22 protein-coding genes are annotated in these 20,433 nt (G+C 70.6%); 7 read left to right on the top strand and 15 right to left on the bottom strand.

What is annotated here, in order from left to right; translation table 11 throughout:
- From VFV67_RS09900 to VFV67_RS09925, 6 genes are read right to left on the bottom strand one after another with little or no spacing between them, the layout of a single operon-like run.
- Entirely contained in the window at positions 1-1,164 is a 1,164-nt protein-coding gene (locus tag VFV67_RS09900) for a hypothetical protein (RefSeq protein ID WP_326468968.1), read from the bottom strand.
- Entirely contained in the window at positions 1,161-3,347 is a 2,187-nt protein-coding gene (locus tag VFV67_RS09905; protein WP_326468969.1) for a xanthine dehydrogenase family protein molybdopterin-binding subunit, read from the bottom strand. The genes VFV67_RS09900 and VFV67_RS09905 overlap by 4 nt, the downstream gene beginning before the upstream one ends.
- The gene (locus VFV67_RS09910) at positions 3,344-3,811 is read right to left on the bottom strand and encodes a (2Fe-2S)-binding protein (RefSeq protein ID WP_326468970.1); all 468 of its coding nucleotides are present in this window, start codon (positions 3,809-3,811) and stop codon (positions 3,344-3,346) included. The genes VFV67_RS09905 and VFV67_RS09910 overlap by 4 nt, the downstream gene beginning before the upstream one ends.
- Positions 3,808-4,656, bottom strand: a complete 849-nt coding sequence (locus VFV67_RS09915; RefSeq protein ID WP_326468972.1) for an FAD binding domain-containing protein — start codon at positions 4,654-4,656, stop codon at positions 3,808-3,810. Before VFV67_RS09915 ends, VFV67_RS09910 begins: the two co-directional genes overlap by 4 nt.
- 11 nt (positions 4,657-4,667) lie before the next feature.
- Positions 4,668-5,921: an MFS transporter gene (locus tag VFV67_RS09920; RefSeq protein ID WP_326468974.1), complete on the bottom strand. Its 1,254-nt coding sequence runs from the start codon at positions 5,919-5,921 to the stop codon at positions 4,668-4,670.
- A 40-nt stretch (positions 5,922-5,961) separates the two neighbouring features.
- A complete protein-coding gene (locus VFV67_RS09925) occupies positions 5,962-6,654 on the bottom strand; it encodes a class I SAM-dependent methyltransferase (protein WP_326468976.1) in 693 nt (230 codons plus the stop codon).
- Between the two features lie 327 nt (positions 6,655-6,981).
- Between VFV67_RS09925 and VFV67_RS09930 the strand changes: the two genes are divergently transcribed.
- The 6 genes from VFV67_RS09930 to VFV67_RS09955 are packed head-to-tail and all read left to right on the top strand — an operon-like array spanning position 6,982 to position 13,229.
- Positions 6,982-7,563 (top strand): GTP cyclohydrolase II, encoded by a 582-nt coding sequence (locus tag VFV67_RS09930; protein ID WP_326468977.1) that lies wholly within the window; start codon positions 6,982-6,984, stop codon positions 7,561-7,563.
- 14 nt (positions 7,564-7,577) lie between these two features.
- Complete coding sequence (locus VFV67_RS09935) at positions 7,578-9,269, top strand: WD40 repeat domain-containing protein (RefSeq protein ID WP_326468978.1); 1,692 nt, start codon at positions 7,578-7,580, stop codon at positions 9,267-9,269.
- Entirely contained in the window at positions 9,266-10,252 is a 987-nt protein-coding gene (locus VFV67_RS09940; protein WP_326468979.1) for a formylglycine-generating enzyme family protein, read from the top strand. The genes VFV67_RS09935 and VFV67_RS09940 overlap by 4 nt, the downstream gene beginning before the upstream one ends.
- A 17-nt stretch (positions 10,253-10,269) precedes the next feature.
- The gene (locus VFV67_RS09945; RefSeq protein ID WP_326468980.1) at positions 10,270-11,316 is read left to right on the top strand and encodes a pyridoxal-phosphate dependent enzyme; all 1,047 of its coding nucleotides are present in this window, start codon (positions 10,270-10,272) and stop codon (positions 11,314-11,316) included.
- Between the two features lie 60 nt (positions 11,317-11,376).
- Positions 11,377-11,943: a serine O-acetyltransferase EpsC gene (gene epsC, locus VFV67_RS09950; protein WP_326468981.1), complete on the top strand. Its 567-nt coding sequence runs from the start codon at positions 11,377-11,379 to the stop codon at positions 11,941-11,943.
- Positions 11,940-13,229: an ATP-grasp domain-containing protein gene (locus VFV67_RS09955; protein ID WP_326468983.1), complete on the top strand. Its 1,290-nt coding sequence runs from the start codon at positions 11,940-11,942 to the stop codon at positions 13,227-13,229. Before epsC ends, VFV67_RS09955 begins: the two co-directional genes overlap by 4 nt.
- Positions 13,230-13,250: 21 nt before the next feature.
- Here VFV67_RS09955 and VFV67_RS09960 read toward each other — a convergent pair whose 3' ends face one another.
- The 5 genes from VFV67_RS09960 to VFV67_RS09980 are packed head-to-tail and all read right to left on the bottom strand — an operon-like array spanning position 13,251 to position 15,999.
- Positions 13,251-13,784: a hypothetical protein gene (locus VFV67_RS09960; protein ID WP_326468985.1), complete on the bottom strand. Its 534-nt coding sequence runs from the start codon at positions 13,782-13,784 to the stop codon at positions 13,251-13,253.
- A gap of 26 nt (positions 13,785-13,810) precedes the next feature.
- Positions 13,811-14,485 carry a hypothetical protein gene (locus tag VFV67_RS09965; protein WP_326468986.1) on the bottom strand — a complete coding sequence of 225 codons (675 nt, stop codon included), beginning with the start codon at positions 14,483-14,485 and terminating at the stop codon, positions 13,811-13,813.
- A 6-nt stretch (positions 14,486-14,491) separates the two neighbouring features.
- Entirely contained in the window at positions 14,492-15,193 is a 702-nt protein-coding gene (locus VFV67_RS09970) for a hypothetical protein (protein ID WP_326468987.1), read from the bottom strand.
- Complete coding sequence (locus VFV67_RS09975; RefSeq protein ID WP_326468988.1) at positions 15,190-15,510, bottom strand: type VII secretion target; 321 nt, start codon at positions 15,508-15,510, stop codon at positions 15,190-15,192. Before VFV67_RS09975 ends, VFV67_RS09970 begins: the two co-directional genes overlap by 4 nt.
- A 3-nt stretch (positions 15,511-15,513) precedes the next feature.
- On the bottom strand, positions 15,514-15,999 hold the full coding sequence (locus VFV67_RS09980) for a YbaB/EbfC family nucleoid-associated protein (RefSeq protein WP_326468989.1): 486 nt from the start codon (positions 15,997-15,999) through the stop codon (positions 15,514-15,516).
- A 168-nt stretch (positions 16,000-16,167) separates the two neighbouring features.
- Between VFV67_RS09980 and VFV67_RS09985 the strand changes: the two genes are divergently transcribed.
- Complete coding sequence (locus VFV67_RS09985) at positions 16,168-16,614, top strand: hypothetical protein (protein WP_326468990.1); 447 nt, start codon at positions 16,168-16,170, stop codon at positions 16,612-16,614.
- A 6-nt stretch (positions 16,615-16,620) separates the two neighbouring features.
- On the opposite strand, the gene VFV67_RS09990 is transcribed toward VFV67_RS09985, so the two are convergent.
- The 4 genes from VFV67_RS09990 to VFV67_RS10005 form a co-directional block, all read right to left on the bottom strand.
- Positions 16,621-17,004, bottom strand: coding sequence for a low affinity iron permease family protein (locus VFV67_RS09990; RefSeq protein ID WP_326468991.1), 384 nt, complete (start codon positions 17,002-17,004; stop codon positions 16,621-16,623).
- A gap of 61 nt (positions 17,005-17,065) precedes the next feature.
- Positions 17,066-17,668 carry a flavodoxin family protein gene (locus tag VFV67_RS09995; RefSeq protein ID WP_326468992.1) on the bottom strand — a complete coding sequence of 201 codons (603 nt, stop codon included), beginning with the start codon at positions 17,666-17,668 and terminating at the stop codon, positions 17,066-17,068.
- A 64-nt stretch (positions 17,669-17,732) separates the two neighbouring features.
- Entirely contained in the window at positions 17,733-19,379 is a 1,647-nt protein-coding gene (locus VFV67_RS10000) for an alpha-amylase family protein (protein ID WP_326468994.1), read from the bottom strand.
- Positions 19,376-20,383 (bottom strand): SDR family oxidoreductase, encoded by a 1,008-nt coding sequence (locus tag VFV67_RS10005; protein ID WP_326468996.1) that lies wholly within the window; start codon positions 20,381-20,383, stop codon positions 19,376-19,378. The genes VFV67_RS10000 and VFV67_RS10005 overlap by 4 nt, the downstream gene beginning before the upstream one ends.
- Positions 20,384-20,433 lie beyond the last annotated feature (50 nt).

Here is a 20,433-nt window from a genome sequence, read left to right on the forward strand (position 1 = left end):
TCACTCCTCACAGAAGGGCTGCCAGAGTTCGTCGTCCAGTGCGCCGGCCACCAGGGGCGAGGAGTTCCGCAGGCCGGTCAGGTAGGCGTGGTTGTGCCGCCGAACCTGCCGGTCGTGTCCACTGAGGACACTGTGCTCGGAAAGATCGAGCAGCCACAGCGGGCGCAGCGTGGCGCCGCGGCCGGCCTTGGCCTCCGGAGTCTCGATCCCGGCGTGCAGCCAGCGTATTCCCGGCAACCGCGCGGGCAGGTAGTAGGTCAGGTTGAAGTACTCCGCCGCGCCGCTGAGGTTCTCGTAGTCGAAGCCGACCGCGCGGAGGTACACGGTGTCCTGCCACCGGTAGTACAGGCACAGGCCAAGCGCCGCCCCGTCCTCCTTGCCGCACAACAACACCTCGGCCCGGTCACCGGCCAGCTCGCCCTGCCGCCGGAAGGATCGGGACAGCGCGTCGACGTCGACGTGGCGGCCGTAGCGGGCCTCGGTGCGGGCCATCAGCCTGGCCACGTCCCGGTGTGCCTCGTGCAGCGTCCGGTGCCAGACCCGGTAGCCGGCCCGGGCGAACCGGCGTACCTCACTGCGAACCCGGCGGGCCCGGTGCCGGGATCCCAGTGAGTCCAACCAGGACTCCCAGCCGCCCGGCGGAATCTCGATCCAGGCATCGGTGGACAGGGCGACCGGCATGGTGTCCACACCGGCCTCGCGCAGCAACCGGACGTCCGGCGTGGTGAGGAACATGGCGATGCGCGCGGCCGGCGCCGAGCCGTTCACCCGCTCCGGCTCGCGCATCGAGCGCACCGCATCGAGAATGCCCCGCGCCGCCTGCGCCCGGCTCGCCCCCGGCGTGCTGAGCACATGGGTGAGATAGCCCCGGCGCTGGCCGATCAGGATGCCCCGGGGCGGCGGCACCGGCAGGCCCCGGCGGGCCAGCTGGTCCTGCCAGCGGCAGTGCGGGTTCGGCTCGTCGCGCACCGCCGCGACCGGCACCGCCGCGCGGCCGCCACCGGGCAGATCGACGTGCAGTCCCCCCGGCACGGCGCCCGGCGCGAGCGCGCACAGCCGCGACCACAGCGCCGAGGAGTAGAACCTCGGCCCGGCAAGCTCGTTCCAGTCCTGATCGGACAGACCGCCGAGCGGATCGGCGAAACACGGCGACGGGATGGTCATGGGTGGTCCTCGGGGTCGACCAGGTGCTCCGGTCTGATCGGGACGCGCCGCACCGGGCGGCCGGTGGCGGCGCGCACCGCGGCCGCGATCGCCGCGGTCGACGAGATCGCCGGCAGCTCGCCGATGCCGCGCAACCCGTACGGCGCGGCCGGGTCCGGCAACTCCAGGATCTCCGCCCGCAGTCGCGGGACGTCCATCGTGGTGGGCAGCTGGTAGGTCGCGAAGCTCGGGTTGGCCACCGTGCCGTCAACGAGCACGAGTTCCTCGGTGAGCGCGAGCCCGAGGCCCTGCGCGGCACCGCCCTGGAGCTGACCGGCGAGCGCCAGCGGGTTCATCGCCCGGCCGACGTCCTGGGCCGTGGCCAACTCCACCACGGTGATCAGGCCGAGTTCGACGTCGACGTCCACCACCGCGCGGTGTGCGGCGAAACCGAACTGCATCGCGGAGTTGCCCTGCCCGTGCACGGGGTCGAGCGGGACCGTGGGCGGGTGGTGGAACTCGGCGGTGCGCTCGATCACGCGGTCGCCGAGGACGGTGGCCAGCGTGCCGTCGCACCGGGCGGTGTTCGACCCGGCCAGCTCGCGCACCGCGTCGCGCACCGCGCGGCAGGCCGCCCGGACCGCGCCGCCGGTGACGTAGGTCTGCCGGGAGGCCGACGTCGGTCCGGCCGTGCCGAACCGGGTGTCCGCCTGCTCGATCCGCACGTCGGTCACCCCCAGCTCGGAGACCACGATCTGCCGCTGGACGCCGAGCACACCCTGACCCACCTCGACCGCGGCGCAGGTCACCTCGGCCACCGGCCGGCCGTCCACCACCCGCAGTCGCACCCGCGCGGTCGAGTAGTCGTCGAAACCCTCGGAGAAGGCGATGTTCTTCAGACCGGCCGCGTAGCCGATCCCGCGGGCCAGGACCGCGCCGGAGTCCGCCGGCGGATCCGCGGGCGCCGGGAGCGCCTTGAGCCGGCCGAGCAACTCGGCGACCGGGGCCGGCCCGGTCAGGACCTGTCCGGTCGGCAGGCTCGCACCGGTGCGCAGGGCGTTGCGGACCCGGATCTCGACCGGGTCGAGACCGGTGGCGACGGCCAGCCGGTCCATCTGGCTCTCATAGGCGAAACAGGGCTGCACGGTGCCGAACCCGCGCATCGCGCCGGCCGGCGGATTGTTGGTGTAGGCGACCGAGGCGTCGATCCAGGCGTGCGGAACGTCGTACGGACCGGCGGCGTGGGTGGCCGCGTTGCCGGCGATCGCGGGCGAACTGGACGCGTAGGCACCGCCGTCCAGCACGATCTCGGCGCGGACGTAGACCAGCCGTCCGCTCGCCGTGCACCCGTGCTCGTAGCGCAGCACGGCGGGATGACGGTGCACGTGCGCGAGGAAGGACTCGGCGCGCGGGTACCACATCAGCACCGGCCGGCGCAGCCGCAGCGCGAGCAGGCAGGCCGGCACATGCACGGAAAGGTCCTCGCGGCCGCCGAACGCGCCACCGACCCCGGCGGGTTTGACCACCACCCGGTCGGCGGGCAACCCGAGCGACGCGGCCAGTTGCTCCTGGTCGAGGTGCAACCACTGGGTGGCCACCCGCAGCTCCACCCCGCCGGCTTCGGTGGGCAGCGCCAGGCCCGCCTCCGGGCCGAGGAAGGCCGGGTCCTGCATGCCGACCGTGTACTCGCCCCGGACCACCACGTCGGCCGGCGGCAGCCCGCCCTGCTGCGCCGCGCCGCGCCGGATCCGCTTGCTGGACAACAGGTTGCCGCCGGAGTGGACGGCGGGCGAGTCGGGTCGCAGTGCGGCGACCGGGTCGGTCACGGGCGGCAGGACCGAATAGCCGACCGCGACCCGGTCGGCGGCCAGCCGGGCGGTGTCCGGGTCGGTGGCCGCCACCACCGCCACCGGTTCGCCGTGGTGCCGCACGACGTCCATGGCCAGCACCGGCTGGTCGACCTTCATCTGGCCGAAGAGCTTGCGCCCGGGGATGTCCGCGGCGGTGATGACGTCCAGGACGCCGGGCAGCCGCCGGGCCGCGGTGCTGTCGATCGAGTCGATCCGCGCGTGGGCGTGCGGACTGCGCACGGTCGCCGCCCACACCGCGTCCGCGCTTCCGAGATCGGAGGCGTACCGGAACTCGCCGAGCACCTTGGCCAGGTGGTCCGGCTGGGCCGCGGCCGCGCCGATGCCGGCGCTCACCGGGCACCGGCTTCGCGTTCGGCGGCGAGCCGCACGGCGTCCAGGATGTGCTGGTATCCCGTGCACCGACAGAGGTTTCCGGCCAGCTCGCGGCGCGCCTGCGCCTCGGTCGGGTCGGGCGTGCGGCGCAGCAGGTCACTCACCGCCAGCACCATGCCCGGCGTGCAGAACCCGCACTGCACGGCGCCGGCGTCGAGAAACGCCTGCTGCACGGTGTTCGGCCGGTCCCCGTCGGCCAGACCCTCCACAGTGGTCACCTCCCGGCCGTCGGCCTGTGCGGCGAGGACCAGGCAGGCGTTGACCAGCTCACCGTCGAGCAGCACCGTGCAGGAGCCGCATTCGCCTTCCGCACAGGCATTCTTGGTACCGAGCAGCCGCCAGTGGTCGCGGAGCAGGACGAGCAGGCTCACCGAGTCGCACTCGTCCTGGTACAGCTTGCCGTTCACGGTCACGCCGATGGTCATCGCGGCCCCTCCCCGCATCGTCGCCGCCACACCGCGCGAAGACCGCGCCGGGCCAGCACCGCGACCGCGTGCCGCCGGTAGCCGGCCGTGGCATGGAGATCGGTGACCGGTTCGGCGGCCGCGGCGACCAGCCGGCCGAACTCGTCGACCAGGTCGTCGTCGAGCCGCGCCGCCCCGGCCGGCTCGGCGCCGAGGAACTCCTCCGCCGCCGTCGCCCGGACCGGAACCGGGCCGTACCCACCGAGCGCGACGGACACCCGGCCGCCGGCCAGGACGATCGCACAGGAGCAGATGCTCTTCGTCATACCGCGCCGAATCCCGGCCCGGACGAACCACTGGGGTCCGGTGGCGACCGGAACCCGGATCGCGGCGATGAGCTCGTCGCGGTCGCGCGCGGTGCGCCCGGGCGAGCGGTAGAACCGTTCGGTCGGCACCCGCCGGGTTCCGCGGACCGAGACGAGCTCGACCGACGCCCCGGCCGCGAGCAACATGGGATGCGGGTCCGCGGCCGGTGCGGCGGTACCGAGACTGCCACCGAGCGTGCCGCGGTTGCGCACCTGCCGGGAACCGACGAGCCGCGCGACCGACGCCAGTCCGGGCAGCGGATCACCGAGCCGTTCGGCGATCTCGGTGTACGGAAGGCCGGCGCCGATGCGCACGACGTTCCCGTCGGTGCGCCGGGCGCGCAGCTCCGGGATCAGGCTGAGATCGAGCAGGGTGGCCGGCCGCAGCCGGCCGGAACCCAACGCCACCAGCACATCGGTACCGCCCATGACCGGCGTGACCGGGTGCTCGGCGTGCCACCGCAATGCGGTCGGCAGGTCGGTGGGCCGCAGAACGCGCATGCCGGCCACCGTCACCGGGCCGCCGCGGGGCGGCTGAGCCGGTCGAGGTCGGCCGGCAGCAGCACCGCGCTGAGCACCCAGCCAAGGTTGAGCAGGCAGATACCGATGACGAGCGCGGTGCGCAGGCCGAACCACTCCCCCGCGAGCCCGCCGAGGGCGGCTCCGATCGGGATGGCGCCGAAGGCGGCGAACCGGTACGTGGCGGTCACCCGGCCGAGCAGGTTGTTCGGCGTGATGACCTGCCGGGTGGACACCACGAAGACGTTGGCCAGGGTGTGTCCGAAGCTGTAGCCGAAGAAGGCCAGCACCGACACGGCGACCGCCAGCCACGTCGCCCCGGAGACCAGCGGGATGGCCAGCAGCAGCACGGAACCGGCGGCGACGCCGGTGATGATGGTGCGCCGGTTGCCGAGCCGGTCGCCCACCGCACGCGCGACCATCGAGCCCACGATCGCGCCGAGACCGCTGACCGCCATGACGATCCCGAACAGCCCCGAGCTGAAACCGAAGTCCGACAGGGCGAACAGCAGCCAGAGGGTGAGCACCATCTGGTCGAACAGGTTGATCCAGGTGCCCTGCAGGGTGAGCACCCGCAGCACCGGGGAGCGCGCGATGAACGCCATGCCCTCCCTGATGAGCGAGAACGTGCCGCGCTTGTCCGGCAACGGGTCGAGCGTCTCCCGGGTGCGAATGGCGAGCACACAGCAGCCGGCGGCGGCGTAGCACAGCAGGAAGAACACCACGGCGCGGGTGCCGCCGAGCACGCCGGTGAGGATGCCGCCGAGCCCCGGCGCCGCGACCTGGACCATGGCGTAGGTCATCTGTGCCCGGCTGTTCGCCGTCACGAGTTGGGGCTGCGACACCAGCGCCGGAAGGTAGGCCTGGGTGGACACTCCGTTGATCGCGTTGAACATGCCGATCACGAACGCGGCGGCGTAGAACAGCCCGAGCATGGGGTTCCCGGCCGCCAGCAGCGCGGCGACCGCGAGCAGGGTCGCCATGCTGCCGAAGTGGACGAGCAGCAGGCTCGGCCGGCGCGGCCGGCGGTCCAGCCACACCCCGGCCAGCAGTGGGACGATCAGCGCCGGCGCGAACTGGGCGGCGTTGAGGTAACCGACCTCACTCGGCGATGCGTCGAGGGTGAGCACCGCGAGCAGCGGGAAGACCAGCGAGATTCCGCGGGCGCCGATCTCGCTGAACGTCAGCCCGAACCAGAACTTCGCGAAGTCGCCGTTGATCAGGAACGGGGTGGCACGGTTGCGCACTGGCACCTCACTTCGCCGGTCTCCGGTCGGCGGCCCACTCTCACCGGCGGGCGAGAATCCAGGCGCGATCTTCGGTCAGGAACGAGTCCAGCCGCAGGCCCGCTCCGGCGAGCGCGGCCGCGATGTCGTCGTCGTCCATCCGGCGGTGCACGTAGCTGTGCGTCCACCGCCGGCCGTCGTGCTCGTACTCCATGGTGGCTTCGAGCAGGTGCGGAGCCGGCCGGGAGACCCGCCGCAACCGGAAGGTGATCCCGCGCTCGACCCGTTCGTACGGCTCGGCCCGGTCGAACCAGGACGGGGTGTGCCGCTGGAGGATGAGCGCGCCGCCGGGCGCGAGGTGGCGCACGCACGTCGCGAGCCAGGCGGCCCGGAGCGTGTCATCGGTCTCGTTCACCAGATAGGAGGCCAGCAGCACCGCAGCGAACCGTTCATCGATCGCCAGCGACTCGATCGGCGCACACATCGTTGGTGTGCCGGGGATGTGGGCCAGCATGCGGGCCGAATGGTCCACCGCGACGACCCGGTGACCGTGCGCGAGCAGCCCGCGGGTGATCCGGCCGGCACCCGCGCCCAGCTCGAGGATCGTTGCCCCGGCCGGGATCGCGGAATGGACGACGTCGGCCTCCCCCGTCGCCGGCAGCAGCGCGTAGAGATCCACCGGGCACCCGTCGTCGGTGATGTGCCCCGGCCCGGTCCCGGTGGCGCTGTACCGGTGCACCGCCGCTCGTCTCATTTATTCCGTTCCCCCGGTGTCGGACGAAGACCTTACTTCGAGCGTAGAGCGGCCCCGATGACGTGTCAACTCGACGGACATTTCGCGGCTAATTTCCTGCTATATCTGAACAATGGACCGATAATTCCGAAATAGACGATCGACGACGGTTGTGATCACGTTGCACCGGTGCTAGCGTCGGTTGGGCTATCGGGTTGGCCGGGGCACGCCGACTCGAACTCCGACATAGCGCCGTAAACTCGGGGGAAGTCGATGCATCCAGGGTCGGAGTCCCATGTGGACTATTTCCGTACGATCGCCCTGCCTCCCGCGCGGATACGCACATCCGTGGCGGTGCCGCTCCAGATTTCCGCTGGTGAGTACGTGCCGAGCACGATGGTGACGTTCGACGGGCTCGTCGACGGTCTGGAACATCTCGCGGTGACCTTCGGTGACGCGTTGGACCAGACCCGCCCATTGGTTCGCATTCATTCCGAGTGTCTCACCGGGGACGTTTTCGGCTCCGCCAGGTGCGACTGCCGCGCCCAACTCCAGGAGTCTCTGGCGATCATGTACCGCGCCGGCGGAATTCTCCTCTACCTGCGCCAGGAAGGCCGCGGGATCGGGCTCTACAACAAGATGGCGGCCTACCGTCTGCAGGAATCCGGAATGGACACGTTCGAGGCGAACCGGGCCCTGAACTTCGCCGACGACCTGCGCGACTACGCGGTCGCCGCCCAGATGCTGATCGGCCTCGGCGTCCGGCGGATCGAGCTGCTGTCGAACAACCCGAAGAAGGCCGAACGGCTCGAGCAGTGCGGGATCGCGGTCGTCCGGCAGCGCCGCACCGCCGTGCACGTGACCGACGCCAACCGCAACTACCTGCGGGCCAAGGTGAAGTACGCCGGGCACCTGTTCCGTGTCGACTAGACCAGGAGTACGAGATGATCGAACACCGCAGCCCGATCAGTGGAATCGCCGCACACAAGGACAAGTACGTCGCCACCGCGGGCTATGACAACCAGGTCGTGCTGTGGGACCAGGGCACCCGCCGGGCGATGAACCGGGTGCTGCACGACCACCTGGCCAACCAGTGCTCCTTCAACTCCGACGGCTCGCTGCTGGTCACCTCGTCCAGCGACTACACCGCCCGGCTCTGGTCGGTGCCGGAGCTGCGGTTGCGGGCGGTGCTCAACGACCAGCGCGACGACGTGGAGATGTCGGTGTTCCACCCGGTTCGCGACCTGGTCGCGACCGCGTCCCGAGACCACCTGCTTCGGGTGTACGACACCGAGGGCAACCTCCTGCGCCGGTTCACCGGCCACACCGCGGACGTGATCTCGGTGGAATGGGCGGGCGACGGCGACGAGCTGATCACCTCGAGCGACGACGGCACCGTGAAGCGGTGGTCGCTGTCCACCGGAGAACTGTTGCAGGACATCGACCTCGGCGGCGTGGAGACCGACACGATCGCCATCGCCCGCAACGGCATCCTCTACGCCGGCAACGACGACGGCCAGATCGTGGTGATCAACGGTGCCGAACGGACCGTCGTCGAGGCCCACGCGTCGGGCGTCAAAAGGTTGGTGCTGAACAACGAACGCCACCTGATGGTCAGCCTGAGCTATGACCGGACCATGCTGTTGTGGGACACCGGCGGCGAGACGCTGGAGCAGGTGGACAAGGCCGACATCCCGGACGACGTCTGGCCGCGCAGCTGCGCCTTCGCCGCCGGGACCACGCTGGTGTTCGGCACGTTCGGCTCCCGCTACCGCAGCTACGACTACGGTGCCCGGCGGTGGCACGCGGGTGACGTGCCGCCGACCTACGGCCTCAACGCCGTGTGCTGGCACGACAACGGCCGGCTCGCCGTCGGCGACGCGGGAACGGTCTACCGCGACGGCGCCGAGCTGACCAGGCTGAACAGCCTGTGCAACTTCCTGACCCCGATGAGCTCGGTGGTCGTCACCGGCGGACAGCTCGGCCGGCTGATGGATGCCCTGACCGGACGCACCCTGCACCAGCACGTGTCCCCGCTCAACTGCGCCGCCACGTTCGTCCGGGACGGCGCCGAGCACGTCATCGTCGGCGCGTACACCGGCGAGGGCCTGGTATTCCGGCTCGACGCGGACGGGCGGTTCCAGCACGTCACCGACATCCCGTTGCACGCCAACGCGGTCAAGGGCGTCGCGGTGTCCGGTGACCGGATCTTCTCGGTCTGCGCGGACACCGGCGTCGCCTGGCACCGGGTCGACGACTTCGCCCGCCTGCACGTGATCGACCACGCGCACGACCGCATCGCCAACGGCTGTGTCGGCCTCGGCGGCGGCCACTTCGCGAGCGTGGGCCGGGACCTGAAGCTTCGGCTCTGGTCCCCGGACTTCACCGCGCGGGTGGTGGACACCACGCACCCGAACTCGATCAAGTGCATCGCCGCCGACGGCGGGAACCTGATCGCGACCGGTTCCTACCACGGCCATCTCAAGATCTACCACCGTGGCCTGGACCGCTGGGTGGCGCAGGACCGCCCGACCACCTCGGGCATCTCCGCGCTGTGCCATGTGCCGGACACCGACCGGTTCCTGGCCAGCTCGTACGACGGAGCCGTCTACGAGATCTCGGGCTCCACGGGATGACCGCGCACGTGGCGGACGTCGTCGACCCGAACGCACAGGGTGACCGGGAAGCCATGGGGCTGCCGGACTCCCTGGTCGACCGGCTGCCACCGGACGTCTTCCACCGGCAGGCCGCCCTGTTCCGGGCGGATCCCGACCGGCTCGCGGCGATCTGCGCGGACGCCGCCGAGCCGTTCGACCGCCGCTACGTGGCCGGTTGCGTGCTCGGCCTGGTCGGGGACCCGCGGATCCGGCCGGACGACCCCGAGATGGTCGATGTGCCGGCGGCCCGGGTCGAGCTCGGGCTGCCGGCGGAGCGGGTGGCCGAGGTGGTGGCCAACTGGGCGCCGGTCGGAGTGGCCGAGGCGTGGATACGCAAGGAATGCCCCCGCCACGCCAGGCGGATCGACGCGTTTCGGATCATGCGGTATCCGGTCACGAACCTGGAGTACCGGGCGTTCCTGTCCGATCAGGGCGGTCCGGCACTGCCCAGCTCGTGGCGGTTCGGAACCTACCCGCACCACCGGGCCAACCATCCCGTGTGGACCGTCCGGCCCGAGCACGCGGACGCCTACGCGAGCTGGCTGTCCGCCCGGACCGGCCGCCGGTTCCGGCTGCCGACCGAGGCGGAGTGGGAGTACGCGGCCAGCGGCGGCGAGGCCAGGCAGTATCCCTGGGGCGAGGAGTTCCACGCCGACCATGCGAACACCGTCGAGGCCGGACCGCTGACCACCACGCCCGTCGGGATCTACCCGGCCGGGCGCAGCCCGTTCGGCGTCGACGACCTCGGCGGGAACGTCGAGGAGTTCGTGGCCGACGACTACGCGCCCTATCCCGGAGGCGCCGCGGTCGCCGACGACCTGGTGCGGGACGGGATCCCCTACCGGGTGGCCCGGGGTGGCAGCTTCACCCGGTACGGCGACCTGACCCGGTGCACCCGCAGGCACGGCTGGTTCGACCGGGACCTCTACGCCATCGGCTTCCGGCTGGTGGAGGATCCGTGACCGGGCCGGAGGTTCGCATGATCGACACGGTGGATCCGCTTGCGCCGCCGGATGATCCGCTGCAACTCCCGTTCGTCGCGGTGCCACCCGAGCGGGCGCTCGACTTCGACCAGGTGCACCGGCGGCACCCGGCGCTCGCCGAGTTCCGGGCAACGCTCGGCGGCACCACGTTGCGCGAGGTTCCGTCGGTGCCGGGCGGGGCGCGCATCCTCGCCAAGTGCGAGTGGGAGAACCCGGTGGGGTCCATCAAGGACCGCACCGCCTACGCGCTGGTGGCGGACGCGCTGCGGGCACACGGGGACCGGCCGCCGGACGAGCTCCGGCTGGTGGCCTACTCCGGTGGCGACCTGGCGGCGGCGATGTCGCTGCTGGTCAACCGAACCGGGATCGTCGCCCGGTTCGTCCTCGGGTCGTTCTCGCCGCGCAGCCTGCTCGACCTGCTCGACGCCCGGGGCTGCCCGGTGGACCTGGTGCCCAAGGAACACGGCTTCCTGCGCACCATCAGGACGGCACAGCGGATCGCCGCGGCGGAGCCGGACTGGACGCTGGTGTTCCAGCACGTCAACCCGGTCAACGTCGCGATGCACGAGCACACCACCGGCCGGGAGATCCTCGCCGCCCTCGGTGACCGGCGACCCGACCTCTGGCTGGCCTCCATCGGTTCCGGGGGCACCCTGATCGGCGTGCTGCGCGCCCTGCGCGCCCGGTTCCCGGACGTCGAGGCCGTCGGGGTCACGCCGGCGGAGTCGCCGTACGGCAACCCGGGCCGGCCGAGCGGACAGCAGACCTACGAGGGCTCCGGCGGACACGGCTACGGCATCCGACAGCCCTTCGTCAAGGCATACGACCAGGTGATCAGCGCCCAGCGGCAGGTCGGCTACCCGAGGGCGTTCCAGGCGATGGGGGAGTTCTTCGACCGGACCGGGATCCGGATCGGCAGCTCGGCGGCGGCCAACTGGTTGGTGGCCAAGGACTACGCGGCCCGGATGTCGCCGGGCTCGCTGATCGTCACCGTCTTCCCCTGCACCGGCAGCCCGGAACAGTGGGCCGAGTTGGGCCGCTGACGCCACGAGACCAGGCAGGACGGACCAGAAGCCATGGGGATCAAGGAGATCGTTGATCGGATGCGCGAGGACGTCGCGGTGGTGGTCGAGCGCGATCCCTCGGTACACGGCGTCGGCGAGGCGCTGCTCGCCCCGCACCTGCTCGCCGTCTGGTTGCACCGGTTCTCCCATGCCGTGCACCTGGCCGGCTACCGGGTGCCGGCCCGCCTGGTCTTCCTGCTCGGCCGGCGGCTGTCCGGGATCGAGATCCATCCCGGCGCGCGGATCGGCCGGCGGCTGTTCATCGACCACGGGCTCGGCACCGTGATCGGCGAAACCGCCGTGCTCGGCGACGATGTCACGCTCTACCACCAGGTCACCCTCGGCGCGTTGGGTTGGCGGCGGGACCGCGAACGCCCACCGGGTCAGCGGCGCCACCCGCGGCTGGGGTCGGGGGTGGTCATCGGGGCCAACTCGGTGATCCTGGGACCGGTCGAGATCGGTGACAACGCCCGCATCGGCGCCCGCACCCTGGTCGTCGACGACGTGCCGGCCCATGCCGTGGTGCTGGCCGAGCCGAGCCGGACCGTGCGGCCCGGCACCCCCAACGGGATCACCGAACCGACGAGCCTCCGGGTGGAGTCATGAGTACCCGGCCGGGCGCTCTGTTGATCATGACCGAGCTCAAGATGATCATCCGGCACCTCCGGATCGTCGAGTACGCGCGCGAGCTCGGTCTGGTGCCGGTGATGGTGTTCAGCCGGGCCGACGACCTGGGCCGGTTGCGCGAGCTGGCGGCGGACCCGGGTCACGCGCTGTCCGGTCTCGGCGAGCTGTGGCCGGTACCCGACGTCTCGGTGAGCGCCGTTCTGGGTTCGGTGCCGAGCCTGACCGACCGATACCGGGTGCGCGGCGTGATCTCCTGCGGTGAGTACTTCGTCGAGGCGGCGGCCGCGCTGGCCGAGGCGCTCGGCCGGCCCGGGCCCGGCTGGTCCGCCGCGGCGAGCAGCCGGAACAAGCTGCTCCAGCGCTGCCGGCTGCCCGAGCACTCGCCGCGCTGGCGGTTGATCCACCCGTCGGCCCGGGCGACGGTGGCCGACCTCGACTGGGACTGGGGCGGCACGCTGGTGGTGAAGCCGACCGGCCGGATGAGCAGCTCCGGCGTGCGCGAGGTGGCCGCACCGGACGAGCTGGCCGGCGTGGTCGGCGATTACCCGGCCGGCGAGACCCTGCTGGTCGAGCACCGCGTCGTCGGCCCCGAGTACTCGGTGGAGAGCCTGGTGGCGGACGGCGTGCTCCGGTGGTCCGGGATCACCGCGAAGCGCACCAACGAGGGCGGCACCACCTTCGTCGAGATGTCCCACCTCGTGCCGGCGCCGGGACTGCCCGCCGCGCGCGCCGAGGAGCTGGTCCGGGTCAACGCGGAAGTGTTGCGGCGGTTGGGGGTTCGGGACGCCGTGACGCACGCGGAGTACCGGTGCGCCGGCGCGGGCGCGGTGCTGATGGAGGTCGCGGTGCGGGTACCGGGGGACGGCATCAGCGTGCTGTGGACCCTGGCCACCGGATCCTCGTTCGAAGACCGGATCGTGGACGTCGCGCTCGGCCGGGAGGTGTCCTACCCCCGACCGGTTCGGCGGGCCGGCCATGTCTACCTCGACCACCCGATCGGCACCCTGGTCGACGTGCACGGCGGGGACGTCCCGGTGAGCTGGACGACGCGCGACGAGCGCTGGCCCAGGCTTCGCGTGGCCAGCCCGGACGCGCCACCGCGGCGGTGCGCGGTGCTGGTCAGCAAGCTGCCCGGCGCCCGGCTGGGCCACATCGTCGACTCCGACGCGCGGACCGCCTCGGTGCTCCTCGACGCGCCGCTCGGCGCCGACATCGACGCGGCGGCCCGGGCGGCCGGGACCGGCGTCCGGATCGTGGTCTCCTGACGCTGTCGGCCACGGCCCTGGTCACGGAATCCGGTTGCTGACCTGCCCGTCGCGGTCGTACCGGGCGATCGACCGGTAGTCCCCGAACGTCGGAACCGGTTCCCAGTTGGTGTCCACCGGCACGTCGGTGTATTCGACGGTTTCCTGGAAACGCTCCACCTTGTTCTTGATTATTCGCTTCACGTAACCGTCCTCACGATAATGAACGGTTTCGTGGGACGAGGAGTCGGAAAGGCGGAGCCCCGGCTCGTCATTCGGATAGTTCCACATGTGGACCCGGGTCAGGAAAAGGCTTTCGTCGGTCTTCTTCATGAACGTGTATTCGGTGGCCTTGCGGCCGGCATCGTCGAGGAAGGTCACCGCGACGACACCGGATTTCCACACCGGGGTGACCAGGACCGGAGACTTCATCCCGTCCCGGGGCGGCATGATGGCCGTGTACTCCTCACCGGCACCGTCCTTGACCCGGGCTTCGTCCTGGGTCAACGGCACCCCGGGGGCGCCGTCCGCGTAGTTCCATTTGAAGCAGTAGTCGACCATATCTCCCGTATCCACGATCGCGGTGTGTCGTCAACTCGACACTAGTAGGTATGACCGTTCTCGTCCCGGATGATGATACCCAGGCGTCTCGCCTCGTCGAGCACGGCCTGCGGCACGGGTTTACTCTGTACCGGAACCTCCAGAACCATATCCCCGTCCATCGGTAGACCAATTGCCTCGTCACCGAGATCCCGGCGGTTGGTCGGGGTATCCGCGACAATGGTGCCCGGGCCGTAGGTATTGGCGAGCTCGTTCAGATAGCCCTTCGCCGTCTGCTCCTGCACGTCGGCCAGTTGGGTGTGCTTGCGGCTGACGATCTCCTCGCCGGGGACGTAGGAGTCGACCCGCGGGTACTGGCCCTTGTCGGACCTCGGCTCGACGTGCACCTCGTTCGCGCCGCCCTGGTCCTCGTAGTAGGGCTCGCGCCGCCGGTTGAACTCGTTGCCCTCCTCGAGCCGTGCCCGCAACCAGTCCGGCATGCTCGACTGGTCGCCGGAATCCTGGGTGGTGGTCGTGTTCGGCTGGTTGTTCGTCTGACCGGTGCGCGATCCGCGCCGGGGCCGGCCCCGGTTGGCGATGTCGGTGGTGGTCGTCTGGGCGTTGGAGATGCTCGACGACGCGTCGACATTGCCGGTCCGCGTGGACGGCCGCCGGGTGGGGCCGTCGCCACCGCCGCTGTCGCCACCGCCCCGTGGGCGCCGTGGTCGTGGAGTCATGTCGCGCTATCCGTCCAGGAGCAGGGAGAGGTTGGTGATGCTCTCGACCAGTGACGTGGTGTAGTTGAGGATTCGTCCGGCCCACTTTGCCACCGCGGCGACGATCTGGGCCGCGATCACCGGGATGGTCACCACGAAGATCGCCTCGATCGCCCACACGATCACCCGGGCCACCAGGTCGGCGATCAGGTCCCGGACGATCTCGCGGGTCATCTGGACCAGGCCGCCCGCGCCCTGGGTGGCCGCCGCCATCCCGGCCGAGATCGCGGCCAACCCGCCGATCGCCTCCACGTTGTTGACCATCATGCCCTGGTAGGCGTCGGCGGCACCGCCGGTCCATTCGGACAGGTCGTTCTTGAGATGCGTGCCGAGGTCCTCGGACATGGCGTACAGCTCGGTGGCCATGTTGTTCCAGGTCGCGGCGTGGGACTGGACCACGTCCGGCATGCCGGTCAGCTCGTCGAGCACACTCCGCAGCGGCTCGAAGTACTCCATCGCCCAGCCCAGCCCGTTGGACAGCAACGCGCTGAACGGGTCGATCACACTGGCCGCGACCTCCACCGCCAGCCCGGTACCGGCGAGCACGCCGGTGACCCAGTTCTTGCTCTCGATCGCGTCGACCAGGCCCTCGATCCCGTCGGCCAGGCTGGACCCGGTCCACGCCTCCCGGGTCGACTCCACGGGAGCGACAAGGGAACCGTCGCTCATCGCTGCTCCACCACCCCGATCTGGTTCATCCGGTCGGCGCCGTCGTTGTCCACCGTGTCGTAGGCGTCCGCGGTCAGCTCCAACTCCTGGCTGACCATGTCGAGGTTCTCCGCGACGTAGGCGAGCAGCTCGTCCTGCTTGCGGTGCCGGCCCTCCAGCACCCCGGAGATCCACCCGCACAGCAGCCCGTAGGCCTGGTCGTCCTGCGCGATGTGCCCGCTCGCGCTCTGCACGGCGGCGAACCGCTGCCGGACCGCCTGCACGTTGTCCGCGTGGGACCGCAACTGCTGGATGTCAACGTGGAACTGATCCGCCATGCCTCACCGCCGAAACGTGGAAAACACGTCGTAGTCGCCGTCCTCATCGTCATCGACGCCGTCCGCCCGCCCCTGGTTCCGCGGTGCCGGCGGCGCGGCGTCCTCCTCGTCGAAATCACGGCGCAGATGCTTGTCGACACTCTCCGCTATCGCCCGGGCCGCGGGCGACTCGGTTCCGACGGTTTCCGCGATGATCTCCTTGGACTGGTCGGCCAGCCGCCCGCGCGCCTCGCCGAGCGTCGTCATGATCGCCCGCGCGACCACGTCCGGCGCCACGTTTCCGATCCGCTCGGTCAGCCGCAGCCCGACCAGCGCGCCGGTCGAGTCGACCGACACCTCGGCCAGCCCGTTCGGATCGCTCGCGCTCACCCGCAGGTCCTGCAACCGCTGGCGCATCGCCTCGGTGTCCGCGGCCATCTTGTCGATCCGGCCCTTCCACTCGGCCAGATGCTCCCGTGCCCCGTCCGGATCGAGGATTGTCCCTTCCATGAACCAGCAGCCTAGGTGACCGGCGCCGGCTGGCCCGGGTTTTCGTGCGATCGGTCGCGTCGGCAAATCTCCGCTCGACGTCCTCGGTCGGCGCCGGAAACGGGAGGCAAGCCGCCGACGTCAAAGGCTCCGAATAACCCGAGACACCGAAGAGGGGCGGAGATCGGAATGACGTATCCATCGTATGGCGGGCAGCAGAACCCGTACCCGAGCTACCAGCAGGTCGCACCGCAGCCGAGCGGCTATCCCGGTGCCTACCTGCCGCAACCGCGGCGCCGGCGCAACACCGCGGCCCTGCTGTTGTCCATCGCGCTCGTCGCGACCCTGGCCCTGGCCGCCACCTTCACCGCGCTGTACTTCGTCGAGTCGGGCGAGCACAACGCGACCGCGGCCACCCTGCAGACCAGGGACGGCGAGTTGGCCGACGCGAACTCCACGGTCAAGGACACCCAGGCCAAGCTCTCCGACGCCGAGAAGGGCCGGGACCAGGCGCAGGGCGAGGTCACCGAGCTGACCAAGTGCCGCGACGCCACCCGCGCCTACATGAAGGCGGTCGTGGACGGCAAGCAGGACATCAAGAAGGAGATCGACGAGATGGTGCAACGCTGCGCCTGACCACGGTCAGTCCCTGTTGGGCGCGCTGTGCGGATGCTCGTCCATCTCCCGGTCGATCTCTTCCAGCTTGGCCAGATCGGCCTTCTCCACCGCCATGATCTCGGACCGGGCGCCCTCGTGGGCCCGGAGCAGCTCGTCGAGCTTGACCAGCATGGCCCGGGATTCCTGGTTGGTGGTGTGTTGAATGACGAACACCATCATCAGGGTCACCAGCGCGGCGACGGTGTGCGCCCACACATGCCAGTGTTCGGAGAAGCCGGCAAAGATGCCCAGCACCAGCCACCCGGCCACGACCAGGACGACGAGGACGGACGCCACCCCCGAGCCCACCCACGAGGTGACCGTCTGGGCCAGACCACTGATCACTTCTCGGACCGGCTTGGCAGGCATGGCAAGCGGTTACCCGCAGATGGGCTCACCCAACCGTGCGGCGACGGATGCCTGGGCCAGCTCAGGACTGAGCCGGAATCGGCACCTTGCGCAAGGCACTCGCGACCGAGAAGAGGTTGTGCGCCATCGACTTCCCGGTCTTCGCCGAGAAGTCGTGGCCATGCTCGGTCTCCGAGTAGTCCGGTCCGGGGCCAGGGCCCATGTTCCAGTAGGTCCAGGCCTGGCCCGGCACGGTGTAGCCGATGTCGCCGAGCGCCCCGCTGATCTCGCTGATCACGTGGTGGGCACCGTCCTCGTTGCCGGTCACCACCACGCCGGCCACCCGGTTGTAGGCCACCGGCCGGCCCTCGCCGTCGGTCTCGGACAGCATCGCGTCCATCCGCTCGAGCGCGCGCTGCGCGACCGAGGACGGGTGGCCGAGCCAGGTCGGCGAGGCGAAGACCAGGATCTCGGAGTCGAGAATCTCCCGGTGGATCCGCGGCCATTCATCGCCGTCGCCGAGATCGGTCCGCACGCCGGGCGGGATGTCGTGGTCGGCCAGCCGAATCGTCCGCACGTCCACCGAGAGCCGGCCGAGCTCGGTCCCCACCAGGTCGGCGAGTCGCTGTGTGTTGGACGGCTCCGGCGACTTCTTCAGGCTGCAGTTCAGAATCAACGCGCGCACGACAGTCCTTTCCTGAGCTGAGGTCTTCTGGAAATCGGCTACCCCGTTCGAGCGGCGCCGAATCTCAACCGCGCAACCACCGGCAGTCGTAGGGTTCCAGTGCGAGGGTGAGCCGGCCGTCCTCGGACACCGCCGGTTTCGCGTCGGACAGCAGCTCGGTCAGCTCTGCCGCGCCATCCAGTTCCAAGTGGACGGTGGTCGGGGTGTCGCCGAGGTTGTGCACGGCGAGCAGCCTGGCGCCGTCCAGCTCGCACCGGTGGGCGAACACGGCGGGGTCGTCCACGTCGAGCACGGTGTAGTCACCCCAGGCCAACTCCGGGCATTCGCGGTAGCGGCGGATGAGCAACCGGATCCAGGACAGCAGCGAGTCGGGATCGTGCCGCTGCGCCTCGACGCTGACCGCACCGGGGCCGTAGCGGCCCTCGGGGATCGGGCCGGGCAGGTCGGCCGGGTCGGCGGTGGAGAAGCCGCCGTTGCGACCCGGGTTCCACTGCATCGGCGTGCGCACCGCCAGCCGGCCCTCGGCGCGCAGATCCTCGGCCATGCCGATCTCCTCGCCGTAGAACAGCACCGGGGTGCCGGGCAGCGCGAAGAGCAGGCTGTACACCAGCCGGATGCGGCGCGCGTCGCCGTCGAGCATGGGGGGGATCCGCCTGCGCAGACCCCGGCCGTAGAGCTGCATGTCCGGATCCGGGCCGAACGCGGCGAACACCTCGGCGCGTTCGTCGGCGCTGAGCTTGTCCAGGGTCAGCTCGTCGTGGTTGCGCACGAACATGCCCCAGTGGCAGTCCCGCGGTGGGATCGGACGTTCGGTGAGCGCTTTCGCCAGCGGCCCGGCGTCCTTTCGCGCCAACGAAAGGTACATCGCCTGCATGCCGATGAAGTCGAAGCACATGGTGAGCTGGTCACCGACCCCGTCGGCCTGTCCGAAGAAGGCCATGGTGTCGGGATAGGGCAGGTTCACCTCGCCGAGCATGATCGCCTCGCCCCGCCTGCGGCCGAGAAACGCCCGCAGGTCGGTCAGGTAGTCGTGCGGGTCGGGCAGCCGGGCACCGCCCGGATTGCCCTTCGTCTCAAGCAGGAACGGCACCGCGTCCACCCGGAACCCGGACAGTCCGAGCTCCAGCCAGAAACCCATCACCTTGGCGATCTCGTCGCGCACCGCGGAGTTGGTGACGTTGAGGTCCGGCTCGGTCTTGTAGAACCGGTGCTGGTAGTACTGGCCGGCCTGCTCGTCGTAGGTCCACAGGCTCGTTTCCTTGTCCGGGAAGACGACGCCCTGCTCAGCGTCCGGCGGGGGCTCGTCGAGCCAGATGTACCAGTCCCGGTAAGGCGATTCCCGGCTGGCCTGGGCACTGACGAACCACGGGTGCTGGTTGGACGTGTGGTTCACCACCAGGTCGGCGATCACCCGCATGCCGCGGTCCCGGGCCGTGCGCACGAACTCGACCAGGTCGCCGAGCGAGCCCAGCCGCGGGTCGACGGCGTAGTAGTCGGTGATGTCGTAGCCGTCGTCGCGCTCCGGTGACGGGTAGAACGGCATCAACCACACACAGGTCACACCCAGCTCGGAAAGGTAGTCGATGCGCTGGATGAGTCCTTGGAAGTCGCCGTGCCCATCGCCGTTGCTGTCGGCGAAGGTCTCAACGTCCAGGCAGTAGACGACCGCGTTCTTCCACCATAAGTCCGCGGTCCGGGCGAGGTTGATCACCGGCGCACCAATCGCAGCAGCCCGGCCCCCGCGGCCACCGCGCCCGCCGTGGCCGCCGCAAGCGCGGTCCGGTGCTGGTGCGCCCAGAGCAGCGGACTGTGCTCGTGGGCCCTGCGGTCGAACCGGCCGTGCGCCCCCTGGTCGGTGCCGGGCGCGTCGTCGGCAGGCTGCCACAGGTTGCCCCGCGCGTCCGGATCGTGCGGCCGCGAGGTCTGCTGGGATCGGTATCCGGACCGGGCCAGGTATCGGTCCAGCAGCCCGGGGATGACCTTGTTGGCGGCCACCGTGAGCACGGTGGACACTCCGATGTGGTACTCGCGATGCCGCGGATGGTCGGCGGCATAAGCGATCGCACGGGCGGCGACCTCGGGCTGGTAGATCGGCGGCACCGGCTGGGCGCGCCGGGGCAGCTTGGAGCGCACCCAGTCGAACTGCGGGGTGTTCACCGCCGGCAACTGCACCATGGTGATCCGCACCCGGGACTTGTCGTGCAGCAACTCGCAGCGCACCGACTCGTACAACCCGTAGATCGCGTGCTTGGCCGCGCAGTATCCGGACTGCAGCGGGATTCCGCGCCGGGACAGCGCGGATCCGACCAGCACGATGGTGCCTCGGTCGCGGGGCAGCATCCGGTCAAGCGCGGCCCTTGTGCCGTAGGCGACCCCGAGGTAGGTCACCTCGGTGGTCCGCTTCAGCTCCGCCGCACTGATCTCGGTGAACGGGGCGAACACCGAGGAGAACGCGTTGTTCACCCACACGTCGATCGGCCCCAGTTCGCGTTCGATCCGCGCCGTGGCGGCGGAAAGCGCTTCGGCGTCGGCCACGTCCACCTCGATCGGCAGCGCAACGCCGCCGCTCGCCTCGACGTCCCCGGCCGCGCCGTCCAGCCCGTCCTCGCCCCGGGCCAGCAGCGCAACCCGGTCCCCCCGCGCGGCGAACTCGCGCGCCACCGCCCGGCCCACGCCGCCGCTCGCCCCGGTCACCACCACTACCCGACTCGTCATTTCGCTCCCTCATGGACGGCCGACCGGGACGCGTCGCGTCCCGGTCGGCC

Origin of the sequence: Actinophytocola sp., from assembly GCF_035762905.1 — a bacterium.
GTDB lineage: Bacteria > Actinomycetota > Actinomycetes > Mycobacteriales > Pseudonocardiaceae > DASYTH01.